The sequence below is a fragment of the Agreia sp. Leaf283 genome, assembly GCF_001422485.1.
Taxonomy (GTDB): Bacteria; Actinomycetota; Actinomycetes; order Actinomycetales; family Microbacteriaceae; genus Agreia.
The window spans coordinates 92,972-112,661 of the sequence record NZ_LMNF01000002.1 but is presented as its reverse complement, the minus strand read 5'-3'; the positions used below and the strand labels follow the sequence as shown (position 1 = coordinate 112,661).

Annotated in this window: 17 protein-coding genes; 1 reads left to right on the top strand and 16 read right to left on the bottom strand. The window is 67.4% G+C overall.

Translation table 11 applies throughout. From position 1 onward, the window contains the following. Nucleotides 1-7: 7 nt before the first annotated feature. Nucleotides 8-1,324 (bottom strand): histidinol dehydrogenase, encoded by a 1,317-nt coding sequence (gene hisD, locus ASF51_RS09435; protein ID WP_055928474.1) that lies wholly within the window; start codon nt 1,322-1,324, stop codon nt 8-10. Between the two features lie 150 nt (nt 1,325-1,474). Between hisD and ASF51_RS09430 the strand changes: the two genes are divergently transcribed. Next, nucleotides 1,475-1,945: a flavin reductase family protein gene (locus ASF51_RS09430; RefSeq protein ID WP_055930663.1), complete on the top strand. Its 471-nt coding sequence runs from the start codon at nt 1,475-1,477 to the stop codon at nt 1,943-1,945. A gap of 3 nt (nt 1,946-1,948) precedes the next feature. Here the strand turns inward: ASF51_RS09430 and dnaE are convergent, their stop codons facing one another. The 15 genes from dnaE to murF form a co-directional block, all read right to left on the bottom strand. Continuing rightward, nucleotides 1,949-5,416: a DNA polymerase III subunit alpha gene (dnaE, locus tag ASF51_RS09425; RefSeq protein ID WP_055930659.1), complete on the bottom strand. Its 3,468-nt coding sequence runs from the start codon at nt 5,414-5,416 to the stop codon at nt 1,949-1,951. Between the two features lie 116 nt (nt 5,417-5,532). Further along, a complete protein-coding gene (locus tag ASF51_RS09420; protein WP_055928472.1) occupies nt 5,533-6,456 on the bottom strand; it encodes an RluA family pseudouridine synthase in 924 nt (307 codons plus the stop codon). Further along, nucleotides 6,456-7,031 carry a signal peptidase II gene (lspA, locus tag ASF51_RS09415; RefSeq protein WP_055928470.1) on the bottom strand — a complete coding sequence of 192 codons (576 nt, stop codon included), beginning with the start codon at nt 7,029-7,031 and terminating at the stop codon, nt 6,456-6,458. Before lspA ends, ASF51_RS09420 begins: the two co-directional genes overlap by 1 nt. Then, nucleotides 7,021-7,671 carry a DivIVA domain-containing protein gene (locus tag ASF51_RS09410; RefSeq protein ID WP_055928467.1) on the bottom strand — a complete coding sequence of 217 codons (651 nt, stop codon included), beginning with the start codon at nt 7,669-7,671 and terminating at the stop codon, nt 7,021-7,023. Before ASF51_RS09410 ends, lspA begins: the two co-directional genes overlap by 11 nt. Nucleotides 7,672-7,798: 127 nt before the next feature. After that, nucleotides 7,799-8,107 (bottom strand): YggT family protein, encoded by a 309-nt coding sequence (locus ASF51_RS09405; protein ID WP_055928464.1) that lies wholly within the window; start codon nt 8,105-8,107, stop codon nt 7,799-7,801. A 7-nt stretch (nt 8,108-8,114) separates the two neighbouring features. Then, a complete protein-coding gene (locus ASF51_RS09400) occupies nt 8,115-8,603 on the bottom strand; it encodes a cell division protein SepF (RefSeq protein ID WP_055928461.1) in 489 nt (162 codons plus the stop codon). A gap of 41 nt (nt 8,604-8,644) precedes the next feature. Beyond that, complete coding sequence (locus ASF51_RS09395; RefSeq protein ID WP_055928458.1) at nt 8,645-9,316, bottom strand: YggS family pyridoxal phosphate-dependent enzyme; 672 nt, start codon at nt 9,314-9,316, stop codon at nt 8,645-8,647. Then, nucleotides 9,313-10,497 (bottom strand): cell division protein FtsZ, encoded by a 1,185-nt coding sequence (ftsZ, locus tag ASF51_RS09390; protein ID WP_055928456.1) that lies wholly within the window; start codon nt 10,495-10,497, stop codon nt 9,313-9,315. Before ftsZ ends, ASF51_RS09395 begins: the two co-directional genes overlap by 4 nt. Nucleotides 10,498-10,665: 168 nt before the next feature. Further along, the gene (locus ASF51_RS18705) at nt 10,666-11,787 is read right to left on the bottom strand and encodes an FtsQ-type POTRA domain-containing protein (RefSeq protein ID WP_082479716.1); all 1,122 of its coding nucleotides are present in this window, start codon (nt 11,785-11,787) and stop codon (nt 10,666-10,668) included. After that, a complete protein-coding gene (gene murC, locus ASF51_RS09380) occupies nt 11,784-13,196 on the bottom strand; it encodes a UDP-N-acetylmuramate--L-alanine ligase (RefSeq protein ID WP_055930652.1) in 1,413 nt (470 codons plus the stop codon). The genes ASF51_RS18705 and murC overlap by 4 nt, the downstream gene beginning before the upstream one ends. A gap of 64 nt (nt 13,197-13,260) precedes the next feature. After that, nucleotides 13,261-14,337, bottom strand: coding sequence for a glycosyltransferase (locus tag ASF51_RS09375; RefSeq protein ID WP_055928453.1), 1,077 nt, complete (start codon nt 14,335-14,337; stop codon nt 13,261-13,263). After that, on the bottom strand, nt 14,334-15,554 hold the full coding sequence (gene ftsW, locus ASF51_RS09370; RefSeq protein WP_055928450.1) for a putative lipid II flippase FtsW: 1,221 nt from the start codon (nt 15,552-15,554) through the stop codon (nt 14,334-14,336). Before ftsW ends, ASF51_RS09375 begins: the two co-directional genes overlap by 4 nt. Further along, nucleotides 15,514-17,172, bottom strand: coding sequence for a UDP-N-acetylmuramoyl-L-alanine--D-glutamate ligase (murD, locus tag ASF51_RS09365; protein ID WP_082479714.1), 1,659 nt, complete (start codon nt 17,170-17,172; stop codon nt 15,514-15,516). Before murD ends, ftsW begins: the two co-directional genes overlap by 41 nt. Further along, entirely contained in the window at nt 17,169-18,266 is a 1,098-nt protein-coding gene (gene mraY / locus ASF51_RS09360; RefSeq protein WP_055928448.1) for a phospho-N-acetylmuramoyl-pentapeptide-transferase, read from the bottom strand. Before mraY ends, murD begins: the two co-directional genes overlap by 4 nt. Beyond that, on the bottom strand, nt 18,263-19,687 hold the full coding sequence (gene murF / locus ASF51_RS09355; protein WP_055928445.1) for a UDP-N-acetylmuramoyl-tripeptide--D-alanyl-D-alanine ligase: 1,425 nt from the start codon (nt 19,685-19,687) through the stop codon (nt 18,263-18,265). Before murF ends, mraY begins: the two co-directional genes overlap by 4 nt. Between the last annotated feature and the right edge of the window lie 3 nt (nt 19,688-19,690).

Below are 19,690 nucleotides of genomic sequence, written 5' to 3'. Positions count from 1 at the left end.
GGAAGGCCTACCTGTCTGTGGATGAGAAACGGGCGGCCACGGCCTCGGCGTGCGCCGGCAGGTTCTCCGACTCGGCGAGGGCGTGGATGCGGCCGCTGACGTCACGGAGGGCGGCGCTGTCGTAGCGGATGACCTGCTGCGGACGAAGGAACGTGTAGGCGCCGAGCCCCGAGGAGAACCGGGACTGGCCTCCGGTCGGGAGCACGTGGTTCGAACCGGCGAGGTAGTCGCCGAGGCTCACGGGCGAGTACGCACCCAGGAAGATCGCCCCGGCACTGTGGATCGAGGGAAGGAGTGCGTCGGGATCGCTCGTCTGGATCTCGAGGTGCTCGGGACCGTACGCGTTGCTGAAGTCGGCCGCCGCCGCGAGGTCGTCGACGAGCACGATGGCCGACTGCACGCCGTCGAGCGCCACGGCCACCCTGTCGGCGTGACGCGTGGACTGGGCGGCCCCGTCGAGGAGCGACCGAACAGAGTCGGCGAGCCGTGCCGAGTCGGTCACGAGCACGGCAGCGGCGAGTTCGTCGTGCTCGGCCTGGCTCACCAGGTCCGCCACGACGAACGAGGCGTCGGCAGTGTCGTCGGCGATGATCAGGATCTCGGTGGGACCGGCCTCGGAGTCGATGCCCGCGCGCCCGTGCACGATGCGCTTGGCCGCGGCGACGTAGACGTTGCCGGGCCCGGTGATGACCTGAACGGGGTCGAGACCGAGCGAGGGGATGCCGTGGGCCAGTGCGCCGATCGCGCCGGCACCGCCCATGGCGTAGACCTCCGTGATGCCGAGGAGACCCGCGGCGCCGAGGATGGTCGGGTGCACCGAGCCGCCGAACTGCTTCTGCGGGGGCGAGACGAGGGCGATGGAGGAGACCCCCGCCACCTGCGCGGGAACCACGTTCATCACGACGCTCGAGGGGTACACGGCCTTGCCGCCGGGCACGTAGAGACCGACCCTGTCGACGGGCTGCCACCGCTGCTCGACGAGCGCTCCAGGACCGAGGGTCGTGGTCGTGGGCGGGGGAACCTGGGCGCGCGTGGCCTGGCGAACCCTGTCGATGGCCGACTCGAGAGCCGTGCGCACCGCCGGGTCGAGGTGTTCGACGGCATCGTCGATCTCACTCTGGGAGACACGGATGGACGTCGGGGCGACGCCGTCGAACCGCGCGGCCTGGTCGAGGATCGCCAGCTCTCCCCGGGCGACCACATCGTCGATCAACTCCTGCGCGGCGAGCTGCGCGACCGACACATCGGTCAGCGAACGGGGCACCAGGTCGCTGAGTTCGGAAGGGCTAGGCTTGTGACCTCGGAGGTCGATCGTCTGAATCATGGCCTGTTCATTGTATTAGCCGTTCCCCGGTGTCCTCTCCTCGGGGAATAGCCCGCACTCTGTGCCGCGTTGGAGGAATGCGTGACCGATACCTCCAAGCCCGACGCCCCTGAGGCGACACCCAGCCAGCCGCAGACTCCAGACGACCTCCTGGCCTTCAAGCAGGCGTTCCGTCGCCACGCCGCCGGTGTGGCCGTGGTGACGGCACTCTCCCCCGAGGGCGATCCCGTCGGCTTCACCGCCACGTCGCTGTCGTCGCTCTCAGCGGTGCCGCCCATGGCGACCTTCAACATGGCCCGCTCGGCCAGCGCCTGGCGCGCGATCTCCGAGACCGAGTTCGTCGCCATCCACATGCTCGGTTCGCGCAACCGTCCGGTGGCGGAGATCATGTCGGGCGACCACTCACTGCGCTTCGCGGGCGATCACTGGCACCGGGGACCGCACGGCCTGCCGGTTCTCAATGACGTGACCGCGTGGATGGTGGGCCGGATCATCGGGCGCCTGCCGCTGCACAACAACGCGGTCGTCGCCGTGCAGATCGAGCAGGGCGGCCTCGGCGACGACGACGAGGCCCTGCTGTATCACGAGCGCTCCTACCGGCTGCTCGGCGATCACGCGTAGCCGTCAGGCGAGGCAGTTCGGCCCGAGAAGGGACTTGAGCTCTCCGTAGAGGTCGGCCGAGACGCGCACCGGGTAGGGGATCTCGAACACACGAGCCGTCTGGCCTTTGACCAGCTTGAGCCTGACCTCGGTGTCGCCCGAGTGACGGATGAGCACGTCGTTCAGCGCCTTGACCGTGTCTGTGGTCGCTCGCGCCTCGGTGAGGGAGATCTCGACCGGGCCGAAACCGCCCGCCTGGCCGAGGTCGGGCGAGAACAGGCTGAAGGCGTGCAGGTTCAGTCCGTCGTCGCGCATGCTCACGCGCCCCCGTACGACGACGATGGAGTCGTTCGTCAGCGCCGGCGCGAACTCCTGATAGGACTTGCCCATGAACATGGCCGTGACCTCGCCACCGAAGTCCTCGATCTGGATCATGCCGTACTGGTTGCCGCTGTTGCGGGCCGTGCGGTGCTGAACGTTCGTGATCAGTCCCGCGACCGTCACCTGGTCGCCGTCTTGAGTGTGCTCGCTCGCGAGCAGATCGGTGATCGAGGTCGAGGCGTGCTTCGCCAGAGGGATCTCGAGGCCGGCGAGGGGGTGGTCGGACACATAGAGACCGAGCATCTCCCGCTCGAATGCGAGTTTGTCGCGCTTCGTCCACTCGGGACGCTCGGGCACCTGGCTCTCGGTCTGCGGTTCGTCCCAGAGGCTGTCGAAGTCGAATCCGACCTGGCCGTTGGCCTCGGCCCTCTTGTCGCTGACCGCGCTCTCGACCGCATCCTCGTGGATCTCCATGAGCGCGCGGCGCGACGATCCGAGCGAATCGAAGGCGCCGGCCTTGATCAGCGACTCGATCGCCCGCTTGTTCGTGACGGGCAGGGGAACCTTGCGCAGAAAATCGTGGAACGACTCGAAGCGGCCCTTCTGCTCCCGGGCACCCTTGATTCCGTCGACCACGTTGAACCCGACGTTGCGCACCGCGCCGAGACCGAAGCGGATGTCCTCCCCCACGGCCGCGAAGAATCCGATCGACTCGTTGACGTCCGGCGGAAGCACCTTGATGTTCATGCGACGGCATTCGTTGAGATAGATGGCCATCTTGTCTTTCGAGTCGCCGACGCTCGTGAGGAGCGCGGCCATGTACTCGGCGGGATAGTGGGCCTTGAGGTAGGCGGTCCAGTAGGAGACCACGCCGTACGCGGCGGAGTGCGCCTTGTTGAACGCGTAGTCGGAGAAGGGCAGCAGGATGTCCCAGAGCGTCTGGACGGCGGCCATCGAGTAGCCGTTCGCCTTCATGCCCGCGGAGAAGCCCTCGAACTGCTTGTCTAGCTCGGACTTCTTCTTCTTGCCCATCGCGCGGCGCAGGAGGTCGGCCTGGGCCAGTGTGAAGCCGGCGAGCTTCTGGGCGATCGACATGACCTGCTCCTGATAGACGATCAGGCCGTAGGTGGTTCCGAGGACCTCGAAGAGAGGCTCTTCGAGCTCGGGATGGATGGGCGTGATCGGCTGCAGCGCGTTCTTGCGGAGCGCGTAGTTGGTGTGGGAGTCGGCGCCCATGGGGCCGGGCCGGTAGAGCGCGAGCACGGCCGAGATGTCTTCGAAGTTGTCGGGCTTCATGAGCCTGAGGAGGGAGCGCATCGCGCCACCGTCGAGCTGGAAGACTCCGAGGGTGTCGCCGCGGGCCAGGAGCTCGTAGGAGGGCACGTCGTCGAGCTCGAGATCCTCGAGGACGGGACGGTGACCCCGGTTCGACTGGATGTTGTCGAGCGCGTCGTCGATGATCGTGAGGTTCCGAAGCCCCAGGAAGTCCATCTTGATGAGGCCGAGGGCCTCGGCCGCCGGGTAGTCGAACTGGGTGACGATCTGGCCGTCCTGCTCCCGCTTCATGATCGGGATGATGTCGATCAGGGGCTCGCTCGACATGATGACGCCGGCGGCGTGCACACCCCACTGCCTCTTGAGGTTCTCGATGCCGACGGCCGTGTCGAACACGGTCCTGGCTTCCGGGTCGCTCTCGATGACCGCGCGGATGTCCGAGGCCTCTTTGTAGCGGGGGTGCTTCGAATCGAAGATGCCCGAGAGGGGGATGTCCTTTCCCATGATGGGCGGCGGCATCGCCTTCGTGAGCTTGTCGCCCATGCCGAAGGGGAAGCCGAGCACGCGGGAGGAGTCCTTGAGGGCCTGCTTCGCCTTGATGGTTCCGTAGGTCACGATCTGGGCGACCCGCTCGTCGCCGTACTTCTCGGTGACGTATCTGATGACCTCGCCGCGGCGACGGTCGTCGAAGTCGACGTCGAAGTCGGGCATGGAGACGCGGTCGGGGTTGAGGAACCGCTCGAAGATCAGCCCGTGGCGGATCGGGTCGAGGTCGGTGATGTTCATCGCGTACGCCACCATGGATCCGGCGCCGGATCCACGGCCGGGGCCGACACGGATGCCGTTCTTCTTCGACCAGTTGATGAAGTCGGCGACGACGAGGAAGTAGCCGGGGAACCCCATCTGCAGGATGACGCCGGTCTCGTACTCGGCACGTTCGCGCACGTCGGCGGGGATGCCGTTCGGGTAGCGCGCGGCGAGACCCGTCTCGACCTCTTTGACCAGCCAGGTGTCTTCGGTCTCGCCCTCGGGCACCGGGAACCGCGGCATGTAGTTGGCACTGGTGTTGAAGACGGTCTCGCAGCGCTCGGCGATGAGCAGCGTGTTGTCGCAGGCCTCGGGGTGATCGCGGAACAGATGCCGCATCTCCGCCGCCGACTTGAGGTAGAACTCGTCGGCATCGAACTTGAAGCGGTTGGGGTCTGACAGCGTCGACCCGGACTGCACGCAGAGCAGGGCGGCGTGGCTCGTCGCATCGTGGGCGTGCGTGTAGTGCAGGTCGTTGGTTGCGACGAGAGGCAGGTCGAGCTCCTTCGCCAGGCGGAGCAGGTCGGGCATGATCTGGCGTTCGATGCCGAGGCCGTGATCCATGATCTCGGCGAAGTAGTTCTCTTTGCCGAAGATATCGCGGTAGTCGCTCGCGGCCTTGCGCGCCTCGTCGTACTGACCCAGGCGCAGGCGCGTCTGGATCTCGCCGCTCGGGCATCCGGTGGTCGCGATGAGTCCCGTGGAATACATGCTCAACAGCTCGCGGTCCATGCGCGGCTTGAAGTAGTAGCCCTCGATCGACGCCCGCGACGACAGGCGGAACAGGTTGTGCATGCCCTGCGTCGTCTCGGAGAGCAGCGTCATATGGGTGTACGCACCCGAGCCGGACACGTCGTCACGACCGGAATTGGGACCGCCCCACTTGACTCGGGTCTTGTCACCGCGAGCCGTGCCCGGCGTGATGTAGGCCTCGGTTCCGATGATCGGCTTGATGCCGGCCTCGGTCGCCGTCTTCCAGAAGTCGAAGGCGCCGAACACGTTTCCGTGGTCGGTCACCGCGACAGCCGGCATGCCCTGTTCGACGGCCGCCTCGATCAGCGGTTTCACCCGCGCCGCACCATCGAGCATCGAGTACTCGCTGTGCACGTGGAGGTGAACGAATGAATCGTGGGAAGGCACAGATAACTCCGACTACAGCTGGGTGAGAGGACTCAAGTTTACGACGGCTCCCCCGACGGAGGACCTCAGTCGGCTCGGAGAATGTCGAGCGCGTGCTGCAGGTCGAGCGGGTACTGCGACTCGAACGAGACGTACTCGCGGGTTCGCGGATGCACGAATCCGAGCCGCTTGGCATGAAGCCACTGCCGGGTCAGCCCCAGGCGTGCAGAGATCGTCGGATCGGCGCCGTACATGGAGTCGCCGACGCAGGGGTGCCTCTGCGCGGCCATGTGCACGCGGATCTGGTGAGTGCGGCCGGTCTCGAGGTGGACCTCGAGAAGCGACGCCGATGGGAAGGCCTCGAGGGTCTCGTAGTGGGTGACGCTCGGCTTGCCGGCCGCGGTCACCGCGAATTTCCAGTCGGAGCGCGGGTGGCGCCCGATGGGAGCGTCGATGGTGCCCGCCAGCGGATCGGGATGGCCCTGCACGACGGCGTGGTAGATCTTGTCGACCTCACGGTCGTGGAAGGCCTTCTTGAGCCATGTGTAGGCGTCTTCGCTCTTCGCGACGACCATCAGGCCGCTCGTGCCGGCGTCGAGACGATGAACGATGCCCGCGCGCTCGGAGGCGCCGCTCGTGGAGATGCGGAAGCCTGCACCGGCAAGCGCGCCGAGAACGGTCGGTCCGGTCCAGCCGACGGAGGGGTGGGCGGCGACGCCGACCGGCTTGTCGATCACCACGATGTCGTCGTCGTCATAGACGATCCCGAGGTCTGGCACGTCGATCGGAACGATCTGCACTTCGGTCTTCGGGCTCCACGTGACCTCGAGCCATGAATCGGCCCGCAGACGGTCGGACTTGCCGACGGCTGCACCGTCGACGGTCACTCCGCCCGCGTCGAGGATCTCGGCCGCGAAGGTGCGCGAGAATCCGAGCATCTTGGCCAGTGCGGCGTCGACTCGGGAGCCGTCGAGACCATCCGGAACCGGGAATGAACGGCTCTCCGCCATCAGGAGTTCTCGCCCGGTCGAGTCGCGGGCGACTCCTCGAGCTCGGCGCCGTCGTCGTCGGCGCGAACGGGCCGTGACCCGTCGAGACCGACCCCGCGAAGGGTCAGGATGAGGAAGAGCCCCATGCTGACGACGATGGCCGTGTCGGCGATGTTGAAGATCGCGGGCAGCAGGGGGATGCGGAGGAAGTCGACGACATGGCCGACTCCGAAGCCCGGCTCGCGGAACAGGCGGTCGGTCAGATTGCCGAGCACTCCGCCGAGCAGCAGGCCGAACACGATGGCCCAGCCGAGAGAGCGGATGCGCCGTGCGAACCACACGATGAAGACGGTGACCGCAGAGGCGAGGATCGAGAAGATCCAGGTGTAGGCGTTGCCGATGGAGAAGGCAGCGCCCGGGTTCTTGACGAACTGGAACTGGAGGAGGTCGCCCAGCACAGGGACGACCTCATCCGGTTTCAGCGTTGTGACAACGAGGTACTTGGAGCCTTGATCGAGGATTAACGCAGCGATTGCAACGAGAACCAGGACGATCAGGACCCTGGGACTGGCTTTCGCGGCAGTCCTAGCCTCCAAAGCCGGTGTAGCTCGGTGCGGCGGAGTTGGATCCGCCCTCGGTGCCTGAGGAGTCGAGCTCGCGGAGCTGGCCCTCGATGTAGCTCTTGAGCTTCACGCGGTAGTCCTTCTCGAACGAACGCAGCTCGTCGATGCGGTGCTCGATGCCGGCCTTCTCCTGGTTGAGGCGGGCGAGGTCGTTGCGCTGCTTCGTCTCGGCTTCGGCGACGATGCGTGCTGCCGTCGCGTGGCCCTCGGCGATGAGTGCATCGCGCTTGTCGGCACCCTCTTTGACGTGCTCGTCGTGAAGACGGCGCGCGAGCTGGAGCAGGTTGGTGGTCGAGGCTGCGTCGTCTTCGACCGAGGTCGGCTGAGCGGCGACGGGGGCCGGTGCGGCGGCCACGGGCTCGGGCACGACCTCGTCGGCGACGACGGGCTCGTCGGCAACGGGCTCGGCCACGACGGGCGCGTCGACGGCCGCCGAGGGGGCGGATCCGCCGGAGGAGAGCTGAGCGCGAAGCTCCTCGTTCTCCTGGGTCAGTCGACGGAGTTCTACGACGACCTCGTCCAGGAAGTCATCGACCTCGTCCTGGTCGTAGCCCTCGCGGAACTTGGTCTGCGCGAAGCGCTTGTTAACAACGTCTTCTGGAGTTAACGCCATGTTCTTCCACCTTTATTACTTTTGACGAACGGGATATCGCTAACCAACGCTAGCAATAAACACGGCGCTGGGCAGGAAGGCCCTCGTCGCACGTGTCTCGATTGTGCATGACACACCCTACAACGAGCTACACCGAATACCTGACGAAGTTCAGGATCGACATGGCGATGATGACGAGCAGCATCACGATGCTCCAGCCGAAGTCGAAGGCGACCGGGCCGAGCCTGAGGGGCGGGATGATGCGCCGGAAGAACTTGATCGGCGGATCAGTGACTGTATACGCGACCTCGGCGACGAACAGAACGAACCCCGCCGGACGCCAGGATCGCTGGAAACTCTGCACGAGATCGAGGACGAAGCGCCCCCACATGAGGAAGAAGTAGACGAGCAGCGCGTAATACGCGACCGACGCGATGATGATGACGAGTGAACCCACTCGTCAATTATGACTGGACGAAGAAGGAAGACTCCGCACGAGAGTCGGTCGTGGTGTCGCCCGAGACCGAGACATGCGACGGCGAGAGCAGGAAGACCTTGCTCGTGACGCGCTCGATCTTGCCGTACAGACCCTGCGAGAGGCCGCCGGCGAAGTCGATCAGGCGTCGCGCATCGGCATCCGTCATCTGCGACAGGTTGATGATGACCGGAATGCCCTCGCGGAAGTTCTCGGCGATGACCTGGGCATCTTTGTACTGCTTGGGGTGAACAGTGAGGATCTCGTTCATTTCAGTGGGTGCCACGTTCTTCTGGATGTGCGTCTTGCGCAACGGAGTCACCGGTGCTCGCGTTGCGGCAGGTGCGGCGTGCGTCTGAGCTGAGTGGGATTGGGGGGCGGGAACCGGGGCGACGGGACCGGGGGCAGGAGTTTCGTACTCCAGCTCTTCGTCCGCCAGGCCCAGGTACACCATCGTCTTGCGAAGCGGGTTGGCCATTGTGTTCCTCCGGTATGTGGTTCAGGTGCCTAGTCGAAAGATTAACCGTCCGTCGGCCGATTTCCGGTGATTGCGGTACCAATTCGTAGGTGTGTCGCACCTTCGGCGATGGCCTCCTCGAAATCCGCGGACATGCCCATGGAGAGCAAGACGGCTTCGGGCGCGACGCGCCGGATGCGATCGGACAGCTCACGCACGCGCGCGAAGGCCGTGCGGGGGTCGGCTCCGATGGGTGCGACCGCCATCAGGCCCTCGAGCCGGATGCCCGGGGCGGCCAGGGCGTGCTCGACGAGTTCGTCGAGGGCGCCCGCAGCGACTCCCCCGCGTGCGGGATCGTCGGTGAGGTTGACCTGGAGGAACACCCGGGTCTCGGCGTCGTCGGAGGCGAGGGCGTCGATCAGCGAAGCCCGATCGACGGAATGGATCATGTGGGCATAGGCGCGCACCTGGCGGGCCTTCTTGCCCTGCAGCTGCCCGACGAAGTGCCATCGCAGGTCTGGGAGGTCGGCGAGTTCGGCCGCCTTGTCGCGAGCCTCCTGATGCCGGTTCTCGGCGAAATCCCTGATGCCGAGGCCGTGCAGCTCCCGGATGAGCGTCGAAGGATGAAACTTCGTGACGGGAATGATCGTGAGGTCGTGCGCACTCCTGCCCGATCGGGTCGCGGCCTGCGCGACCCGATCGGTGACCTCGGAGAGCCTCGACGAGAGGGTCACTTGAGGAAGTCGGGGACGTCCAGGTCGGTGTCGTCGTCCTCCGACGCGGGATCGAAGGCGACGGCGCCCGTCAGGTGGTGCTCGCCCGTCTGCGACCATGCCGGAGCCGGAGTCTCTGCAGGCTCCTCGGCGTGGCGCACCGGCGCCAGGGTGGAGATGGCGGTTCCGCCGGGGCCGTACGGGTCTTTCTCGTCTGCCGAAGCCACGAAGCTGCCCCGCCTCTGCTCGGTGGCGTCTCCCCCGTCGAAGCCCGCGGCGATGACCGTGACGCGCACCTCGTCGCCGAGGGTGTCGTCGATGACCGCACCGAAGATGATGTTCGCCTCGGGGTGCACGGCATCCTGAACGAGCTTGGCGGCGTCGTTGATCTCGAAGATTCCGAGGTTCGATCCGCCCTGGATCGACAGCAGCACACCGTGGGCGCCCTCGATGCTGGCCTCCAGAAGCGGCGATGCGACGGCGAGCTCGGCGGCCTTGATGGCCCTGTCAGCGCCACGGGAGGAGCCGATGCCCATGAGGGCGGATCCGGCGCCCTGCATAACGCTCTTCACGTCGGCGAAGTCGAGGTTGATGAGGCCGGGGGTGGTGATGAGGTCGGTGATGCCCTGCACGCCCGCGAGCAGAACCTGGTCTGCCGTGGAGAACGCCTCGAGCATGCTGATGCCGCGATCGCTGATCTCGAGAAGCCGGTCGTTGGGAACGACGATGAGGGTGTCGACCTCATTCTTGAGGGTCGCGACGCCGTCTTCGGCCTGCGACGCGCGACGCTTGCCCTCGAAGCCGAAGGGCTTCGTGACGACACCGATCGTGAGCGCGCCGATGGACTTGGCGATGCGCGCGACGACCGGCGCTCCACCCGTTCCCGTTCCGCCGCCCTCGCCCGCGGTGACGAAGACCATGTCGGCGCCGGACAGGGCCTCCTCGATCTCCTCCGCGTGGTCTTCTGCGGCTCGTCGACCCACCTCGGGGTCGGCACCGGCGCCGAGGCCGCGCGTGAGCTCACGGCCGACGTCGAGCTTGACGTCGGCGTCGCTCATCAGCAGCGCCTGGGCGTCGGTGTTGATGGCGATGAACTCGACACCGCGCAGTCCGAGCTCGATCATGCGGTTGACGGCGTTGACTCCACCGCCGCCGATTCCGACAACTTTGATGACTGCGAGATAGTTCTGGTTGGTTGTCACGTCCGGCCTCCGCTGGAACCCTAAACCTCTAGCTGAGACTTAAAGTTATATCGAGTATGCATTTCTTGTTTCGAACCTAAGGGGATCGCCGTGTCCTGCCTCTCCACAGGCCCCGCGTGTCGCGAACTGCCGGACGAAAGCGACGCGTGCCGGGTGAATCGTTCGCGATCAGTGGGTGATCGGGGCCTCGGGCGATGAGACGTCGTATTCGGTGACGTTCGGAATGCCCGGATTCGAGATCATGCTCGCCACGATACGTGCCTTGAGAGCCGAGTCCTCGGCGCTGCCCCACACCACACGCTGGCCGCTCGTCAGCGCCAGGGTCACGGAGTCGGGGGTCGGGGCGCTCACCGAGTCGACCTGGGCGAGGAACTCGGGAGTGAGGGCGAGCAGGACAGAGCTCGCCGCGGCGAAGCCGGGCGAGTCGACAGGCGTGGCGGCCGTGTCGATGATCGGGTAGCCCGCAGCCCGTTCCGGGGTGGTCTCGACGACCACGCCGGCGGCATCCACCAGGGTGAAGGCGCCGTCGACGGCGACGGTGACCACGGGCCGCCTCTCGACGATCCGCACGACGAGTGTGTCGGGCGGCCTGGCCTCGGTGACATAGCTCTGGATCAACGGGAAGGTCTCGAGCGTGCGTTTCACCTCGCCGAAGTCCACGAGTGTCAGGGGGCGCCCCAGCTGATCGTCGAGGGCGGCCGACACGGCGGCCGCATCGACGCGGGATGCGCCCTCCACCGTGATCGTGCGCACGGCGAGCAGGGGCGAATACGCCGTGAGCACGACGAGCAGCACGAGGGCGACCGTGCCGGCGAGGGCGATCAGGTACTTGCGACGGCGGGTGCGGGTGCCCTGCGTGAAGCGTCGGGCCTCGGCACGTTCGTACCTCCGCCGGCGCCTCTCGGCATGGGCGAGGTTCTTCTGCGCCTCGTGCGCCGACTCGACGGTCGGGTCGGTGCGACGGGTGAGCCACCACGGCTTCGACGCCGGGTCGTCGTCGCCGTCTCCTCCCCCGCTGCCGGCGGGCGCCTCGCCGAGCGGGTCTGTCGACACGTCGGGCAGCGCAGGCAGGTCGCGGAGAGGCTTTTCCGTGATCGTCGCTGCTGAGGTCGCCGACGGAATCACGGGGATGGGCTCGGTGATCGCGTCGACGTCCGACGCGTTCTCGCGCTTCGGACGCCGGACCACGGGGGGCCGACGCCGCGTGGAACGCCCATCGTTCGAGGCGGGCGGCGTCTCGGCGGGAGGGGGCCCGGCGGGCGGCGGGGTCACGCCAGGAGGTCGTTTCATGCCGCGGGCGGCGCCTGGGTCTCGCGGGCCAGGGCCTCGAGCAGCTGCGGCACGATGAGGTTGACGTCACCGCAGCCGAGCGTGACGACGTAGTCGCCTTCTCGCGCGATCGACGCCGTGAAATCGGCGGCCTGCTGCCAGTCGGCGATGTAGCGCACGGCGGCGGGATCCGCGAACCTCTCGGAGACGAGTGCGCCCGTGACACCGGGAACGGGGTCTTCGCGGGCGCCGCACACGTCGAGCACGACCGTGAAGTCGGCCGTGCGCTCGAGCGTCTCCGCGAACTCTGCGGCCATCAGCTGCGTACGCGAGTAGAGGTGCGGCTGGTGCACGGCGATGATCCGTCCGCCGCCCACGACCGTGCGCGCCGCCGTCAGAGCAGCAGCGACCTCGGTCGGGTGGTGCGCATAGTCGTCGTAGACGCTGACGCCCCGCACCGTGTCGTGCAGCTCGAACCGGCGACCTGTTCCGCCGAACCGGCCCACGGCATCCAGAATCTGAGAGGCCTCGAAGCCCATGCCCACAAGAACGGCGAAGGCGCCGGCGGCGTTCAGCGCGTTGTGCCTCCCCGGCACGAGCAGCGTGCCCGCGTAGTCCTCGCCGAGGTAGCTGATGCGGAAGGTGACCAGGTCGCCCGTCTCGACCGAGTGCAGCCGCACGTCGGCGCCGTCGCTCTCGCCGAAGGTGAGCACCCTACGGGCGTCGAGTCGTTCGGAGACGCGGACCGCGCCGGCGTCGTCGGCCGAGATCACGACGAGCTCGGATGCCTCGTCGGCGAACCGCACGAACGCGTCCTCGACCGCCTGAACGGAACCGTAGTGATCGAGGTGGTCGGGATCGACGTTGGTGATGAGCGCGACGGCCTTGTCGTACAGCAGGAAGGAGCCGTCGGACTCGTCGGCCTCGAGCACGAAGATGTCGCCTGCTCCGCTCGCGGAGCTGGTGCCGAGCGCGGAGATGACTCCCCCGTTGACGAAGCTGGGCTCTTGGCCGAGCTCGATCAGGCCGGTCACGATCATTCCCGTCGACGTGGTCTTTCCGTGGGCTCCGGCGACGGCGACGAGGCGGTGACGGCCCGCGAGCCAAGCGAGGGCCTGGGAGCGGTGCAGCACCGGAATGCCCCGCTCCTTCGCGAGGAGATACTCCGGGTTGTCGGGCCAGAGGGCGCTCGTGACCACGAGCGTGTCTGCATCGCCCAGGTTCTCGGCGGCGTGCCCGATGCTGATCGTGGCGCCGAGATCGCGGAGGGCGCGAGTGCCCTTCGACTCCTTCGCGTCGGAACCCGAGACCCGGAGGCCCGCCTCGATCATCAGTCGCGCGATGCCGCTCATGCCCGACCCGCCGATTCCCACGAAGTGCACCGAACCGAGTTCGGCGGGTATCTGCTGGTTGAGGTCTGGCTTGATCACGGTGCTGGGGCTCATCTCTTCGAACGGAACCGGACACGGCGTGCAGCCGGTTCAGATGACAAGGTTACGCTCTCGCCAGCGCGCGACGGATCAGCTCGACCAGCCGCGCGTCGCCGTCGGCGATGCCGACGGTGCGGGCCGCATCGGCCATCCCCGTGATCCGCGCCCGGTCGGCGAGCAGGGCGAGCAGTTCGCCGTCGACGAACTGCGGCGTGAAGCGCGCGTCGTCGACCAGGATCGCCGCCTGCGCCTCGACGAGATCGTGCGCGTTGACCTTCTGCTCGCCGTTTCCTACGGGATATGGCACGAGAACACTGGGCAGGCCGAGCACGGCCAGCTCCGACACGGTGGCCGCCCCGGCCCTCGCCACGACCAGGTCGGCGGCGGCGAAGGCGAGGTCCATGCGGTCGGAGTACCGCACGACCCTGTACCCGTCGACACCCGGATCGACCAGATCGGGCTTGTCTCCCCAGATGTGCAGGATCTGCCACCCGGCGTCGAGGACCGAGCCGTAGGCATCCCGGATCGTGTGGTTGAGCCTCTGCGCGCCGAGCGACCCTCCGGTGACGAGAAGCACCGGAACGTCGCGCGCCAGACCGAAGGTGTCGCGCGCGGTGGCGGACATCGCGGCCGTGTCGAGCCGTGAGATCTCACGCCGGAGCGGCAGCCCGGTGAGCGTGGCATGCGGCAGGGGCGTGCCGGCGAAGACCACGCCGACATAGGGCGTGAACCGCGCACCGAGCCTGTTCGCCAGGCCGGGTCGGGCATTGGCCTCGTGGATGACGACGGGAACGTGTGCGCGTCGGGCGGCGAGATAGGCGGGTGCGGCCGCGTAGCCGCCGAATCCCACGACCACGTCGACCGACCGCTCCACGATGAGTGAGCGAAGCTGCTCGACGACACCGAGGAGGCGGGGGACGAAGGTCAGGGCAGCCGCGCTCGGCCTGCGAGGGAACGGAAGTCGCGGAATGGTGACGAGCTCGTAGCCGCGGAGCGGCACCAGCCTCGCCTCGAGGCCTTCGGCCGTGCCGACGACGATGATCGTCGCCTCGGGCTCGCGACGCCTCACCTCGTCGGCGGTGGCGAGCAGGGGGTTCACGTGGCCCGCCGTGCCCCCTCCCGCAAGGAGGTAAGTGGTCATCGGGTCGCCTTCTCGGCGGGCGCCTCGGGCGTCAGGTCGCGCTGCCGCGCGATGGAGAGGACGAGCCCGATGCCGACGAGGGTGGTCACGAGGGCCGAGCCTCCCGAGGAGATGAGCGGCAGGGGCACGCCGAGGACGGGGATGACCTGCAGCACCACGGCGATGTTGACGAAGGCCTGCCCGATGATCCAGACCATCGCCGACCCCGTGACGACCCGCGAGAAGAGATCGGTGGAGGACCGCACGATCCTGAGGAACGAGACCGCCAGCACAACGAAGAGAGCGAGCACCACGATGGCGCCCACGAGACCGAGCTCCTCGCCGATGATCGCGAAGATGAAGTCGTTGTCGGCGGCCGGCAGCCAGAGCCACTTGGCCTTGCTGTTGCCGAGGCCCACTCCGAACACCCCGCCGGCGGCCATGGCCCAGTCGGCGTGCTGGTTCTGGTACGACAGACCCGACTGGTCGCCCGACCCGATGCCGAGGAAGTTCTCGATGCGTGAGAGCCGAGACGAGCTCGACAGGGCGATGATCACCGTCAGCACGAGGCCGATGAGAACGGGGATCACCAGCATGCGCAGCCTGACGCCGGCGAAGAACAGGGCCCCGAAGACGAGGGCGGTCATGATCATCACCGTTCCGAGGTCGCCGCCCAGCATCACGACGAAGATGCCGAGGCCCGCGACCGGAAGAGCCGGGATGAGCACGTGGCCCCACCGACCGAGGTACGGCTCCTTCTTCGCGAGGATCACGCCGAGCCAGGCGACGAGCCCCACCTTGATCAGCTCGGACGGCTGCGCGTTGAAGCCGCCGATTCCGATCCAGTTGCGGTTGCCGCCCACCTCGATGCCCAAGGGCGTCGTGAGCACCAGGAGCTGCAGCGCGATTCCGGTGACCAGGGGAAGCCAGGCCCAGCGCCGCCAGAAGCGCACGGGCAGCTGCGAGATGACCAGCATCAGCGGCACGCCGACGATGGCGAAAACGGCCTGGCGCCAGAAGACGCCGAAAGAGCCCTGCGATCCCGCGTACGACGAGATCGAGCTCGACGAGAGAACCATCACGAGGCCGAAGAGCAGGAGGAAGAGCGTCGTGCCGAGAAGGAGGAAGTAGCTTCGCGATTCTGGCTGGAACGCGCGCCCCAACGAGATGCGGGCGCTTCTGCCCCCGCGGGTGCGGTCAGTCGTCGAGGGCGGAGTCGCCGTGCTCGCGCCCGGCATCCGGGTGCCCGCCGTCTGCGGCGGCAGCGTCTGCGTTTGCGTCTGCGTCTGCGTCTGCGTCGTCAGCGTGTGGGGCCGCACTGGTCGGGTCCGCACTGTCGGTCGTGTCGTCGTCAGCCGGATCGCCTCCCAGGTAATGTCGCACGGCGCGTGCAAAGCGGTCGCCACGGTCGGAGTAGTCGGTGAATTGATCCATCGACGCGGCGGCCGGTGCCAGAAGCACCACGTCACCGGGCACCGCGAGGGCGGCAGCCAGTTCGACAGCGACCGACATGACACTTCTAGTCTCCGTGCCGGTCACCTCTCGCACCGGAAGGTGGGGGGCGTGTCGCTCGAATGCCTCTCGCAGTGCCGTGCGGTCCTCGCCGAGGAGAACGACGCCGCGCAGCTGCGCGGCGCGGGCGCGGACCAGCGGCTCGATGTCGACGCCCTTCAGCAGTCCCCCGGCGATCCAGACCACCGACGGATAGGCGGAGAGCGACGCGGCCGCGGCATGCGGGTTGGTCGCCTTCGAGTCGTCGATCCAGGTGATCTTGTCGCTCATCCCGACCACCTCGATGCGGTGGCGGTCGAGGCGGAACGTCTCGAGCGCGGTCCTGATGTCCGGGATCGAGACTCCGACGCTGCGGGCGAGAGCGGTGGCCGCCAGCACATCGGCAACGGTGTGGGGGGCGCCGAGGCCGAGCCCGGCCAGGCGGGACACCGTCGTGATCTCGAGGGCGGAGCTGTGCCTGTCGTCGTGGAATGCACGGTCGACGAGGATGCCGTCGACGATTCCGAGGTCGCTGGGCCCGGGCACTCCGAGGTCGAATCCTATGGCTCGGGCTCCCTCGACGACCTCCGCGTCTTCGACCATCTTCAGGGTGAGCGCGTCGGCCCGGTTGTAGACGCAGGCGGCGCGGGTGTTCGTGTACACGCGAGCCTTCGCCGCGACGTACGCGTCCATCGAGCCGTGCCAGTCGAGATGGTCCTCCGCGACGTTGAGGCAGACGGCCGCCCACGGAGACATGCTCGACGTGGAGTGCAGCTGGTAGCTCGACAGCTCGACGACGAAGACATCGAATCCCTGCGGATCGCGGACCGCGTCGAGCACCGGGACACCGATGTTGCCGCAGGGCGCTGCCCTCAGCCCTCCGGCCGCCAGCATGGCGGCCGTCAGCTGCACGGTGGTCGTCTTTCCATTGGTTCCGGTGACGGCGATCCACTCGGCGGGCGCACTGCCCGCACCGGCTGTGCCGACCTTGTCGCGCAGCCGCCAGGCGAGTTCAACGTCGCCCCAGACGGGGATGCCCTTCTCGATCGCCCAGGTGATGACCGGATGATCCGGGTGGAATCCCGGAGACACGACCAGGAGTTCGGGATCGAGGGTCTCGAGCTCCTGCGGAACCGAGGCCAGGGGGGTCGCCTGCACCAGCTCGGCGCCGATGACGTCGAGCATGAGCCGATAGCGGTCGTCGACCTTCTCTGCGACGACGAGCACGCGCGAGCCGAGCTCCGCCAGCGTGTCGGCTACGGAGAAACCGGTGATCCCGAGCCCGAGAACGCCGACCCGGAGGCCCGACCAGTCGTCGTTCCAGCTGGTGAGTCCGAGCGCCCTGCCGTCGGCGGGCTCGGTCATCGGGAGATCCATTCGAGGTAGAACGACCCCACGCCCGCGGCCACGAGGAGGCCGGCGATGATCCAGAATCGCACGACGATCGTGACCTCGGCCCACCCCTTGACCTCGAAGTGGTGATGCAGCGGGCTCGCAAGCCAGATGCGCTTGCCCCGGGTGAGCTTGAAGTAGGTGAGCTGGATGACGACCTGCCCGGCGACGATCACGAAGATTCCGCCGATGACGATCAGCAGCAGCTCGGTGCGGCTCAGGATGGCGAGGGCCGCGAGGGCTCCGCCGAGGGCGAGCGATCCGGTGTCGCCGAGGAAGATCTTCGCCGGGTTGGTGTTCCACCACAGGAAGCCGATCAGTGCGCCGACGATCGCGGCGGCGACGATCGCCAGGTCCATCGGGTCTCGCACCTCGTAGCACTTGCCGAGCACGTCGGGGTCGAGCTGCGGGTTGAAGCAGTTCTGGCTGTCCTGCCAGAAGCCGATGAAGACGAAGGCGCCGATCGCGAGGATGCTCGACCCGGGCGCGAGGCCGTCGAGGCCGTCGGTGAGGTTGACCCCGTTGGACGTGCCCATGACGATCACGCAGACCCACACGACGAACGCGATCACCACGATGGCGGGCACGACCAGCATCGTGAAGTTGATGTGGGTGTCGCGCACGATCGAGATCGCCGTCGATGCCGGCGTCAGTCCGTTTTCGTCGCGGAAGTTCAGCGCGAGCAGCGCGAACACGACTCCGACGACGATCTGGCCGACGAGCTTGGCGATGGGGCCGAGGCCCAGGCTGCGTTTGCGATGGGTCTTGATGAAGTCGTCGATGAACCCGACGATGCCGAGTCCGACCATGAGGAACAGGACGAGGAGAGCCGAGATCGAGATGCCCCGGTGCGTGAAGAGCAGCGCCACGAAGTATCCGAACAGTGTGGCGAGGACGATGACGATACCGCCCATCGTGGGCGTTCCCCGCTTCACATGGTGAGACTCGGGGCCGTCCATGTTGATGAACTGGCCCCAGGCCAGGCGTTTGAAGAGTCGGATGAAGACGGGCGTCATGAAGAGCGTGAAGACCATCGAGAGGGAGCCTGCGGCGAGAAGGGTGATCATGCGAACAGCTCCCCCAGACGATCGCCGAGGAACCGGAGGCCCGCGGAGTTCGACGACTTGACGAACACGATGTCGCCCGCGCGCAGATCGGGTGCGAGCACGTCGTAGGCCTCGTCGGCGGTGTCGACGAACACGGACTCGCCGTCCCAGGACCCCTCGTGGGTCGCGGCGAGGTGCAGGGCCCTGGCCCCCTCCCCCACGACGACCAGCTTCTCGATGCCGAGCCGCACGATCATGCGGCCGATGCGGTCGTGCTCTTCGAGCGAGAACTCGCCGAGCTCGCTCATCTCGCCGAGCACCGCGACCTTGCGCGACGACGGCGTCGCGATCTGGGCCAGCGTCTTGAGGCCGGCGACCATCGAGTCGGGGCTCGCGTTGTAGGCGTCGTTGATGATCGTGACGTCGTCACGGCCGCCGAGCACCTCCATGCGCCACCGTTCGGCCCTGGTCACTGTCTGGAGAGCGTCGACGATGCGATCGATGCCGACGCCGAGGCCCTCCGCCGCGGCGGCCGCGGCCAGCGCGTTCATCACGTGGTGCTCGCCGAGCACACGGAACCGCACCGGGCGGCTGTCGCCGGACGCCAGCGTCAGGACGAAGTCGGTGCCGGACGCGTGGGCGACGACGTCGTGGGCGCGCACGGCCGCGCGCTCGTCGAGGCCGAACCAGACGACGCGTGCGGCGGTCTTGTCGGCCATGCCCGCGACCCGGGGGTCGTCGATGTTCAGCACGGCGACGTCGGTGGCCTCGAGGTCGGACACCATCTCGGTCTTCGTCGCCAGGGTGGTGGCGATGCCGCCGAATTCGCCGGCGTGCGCCAGTCCGACGGTCAGGACGACGCCGACGTCGGGCTTGGCCATGCGGATGAGGCGCGTGATCTCGCCCGGGCCGGATGCGCCCATCTCGGCGACGAGGTACCGGCTCGACGGCGTCAGCTTCAGCATGGTGAGCGGTGCGCCCACCTCGTTGTTGAACGAGTCGCGCGGCGCCACCGTCTCGCCCTCGGTCTCGAGGATCGAGCGGAGGAGGTTCTTCGTGGTCGTCTTGCCGTTCGAGCCCGTGATGCCGACGATGCGCAGCAGCCCGTGCTCGCGGACCCGCCGCACGACCTCGGTCGCGAAGGCGCCCAGGGCGAGCACGGCGTCGTCGACGATGATCTGGGCGACGGACGCGTCTGACGGCCTTTCGGCGATCACCAGCGCGGCGCCGGCCGAGACCGCCTTGTCGATGAAGAGGAACCCGTCGCTGAACTCCCCGGGCTTCGCGACGAAGATGCCGCCGTCACGGATCTCGCGCGAGTCGGTGTCGACCGTTCCGGCGACGACCGTCTGCGGCGATGTTCCGGCCGCCACGACCGTGTCGGGAAGGACGAGTCTGCCGCCGATGATGCCGGCGATGTCGTCAAGTGTGAGTTGGAGCATGAG

Excerpts from the sequence above, each read along its gene's own strand:
- ASF51_RS09400 (WP_055928461.1), bottom strand. The coding sequence starts at position 8,603 with ATGGCCAACCCGCTTCGCAAGACGATGGTGTACCTGGGCCTGGCGGAC.
- murF (WP_055928445.1), bottom strand. The coding sequence starts at position 19,687 with ATGCTCCAACTCACACTTGACGACATCGCCGGCATCATCGGCGGCAGA.
- ASF51_RS09375 (WP_055928453.1), bottom strand. The coding sequence starts at position 14,337 with ATGACCACTTACCTCCTTGCGGGAGGGGGCACGGCGGGCCACGTGAAC.
- mraY (WP_055928448.1), bottom strand. The coding sequence starts at position 18,266 with ATGATCACCCTTCTCGCCGCAGGCTCCCTCTCGATGGTCTTCACGCTC.
- ASF51_RS09420 (WP_055928472.1), bottom strand. The coding sequence starts at position 6,456 with ATGGCGGAGAGCCGTTCATTCCCGGTTCCGGATGGTCTCGACGGCTCC.
- murD (WP_082479714.1), bottom strand. The coding sequence starts at position 17,172 with ATGACCGAGCCCGCCGACGGCAGGGCGCTCGGACTCACCAGCTGGAAC.
- hisD (WP_055928474.1), bottom strand. The coding sequence starts at position 1,324 with ATGATTCAGACGATCGACCTCCGAGGTCACAAGCCTAGCCCTTCCGAA.
- ftsW (WP_055928450.1), bottom strand. The coding sequence starts at position 15,554 with ATGCCGGGCGCGAGCACGGCGACTCCGCCCTCGACGACTGACCGCACC.
- dnaE (WP_055930659.1), bottom strand. The coding sequence starts at position 5,416 with ATGCTCGATGGTGCGGCGCGGGTGAAACCGCTGATCGAGGCGGCCGTC.
- ASF51_RS09410 (WP_055928467.1), bottom strand. The coding sequence starts at position 7,671 with ATGGCGTTAACTCCAGAAGACGTTGTTAACAAGCGCTTCGCGCAGACC.
- ASF51_RS18705 (WP_082479716.1), bottom strand. The coding sequence starts at position 11,787 with ATGAAACGACCTCCTGGCGTGACCCCGCCGCCCGCCGGGCCCCCTCCC.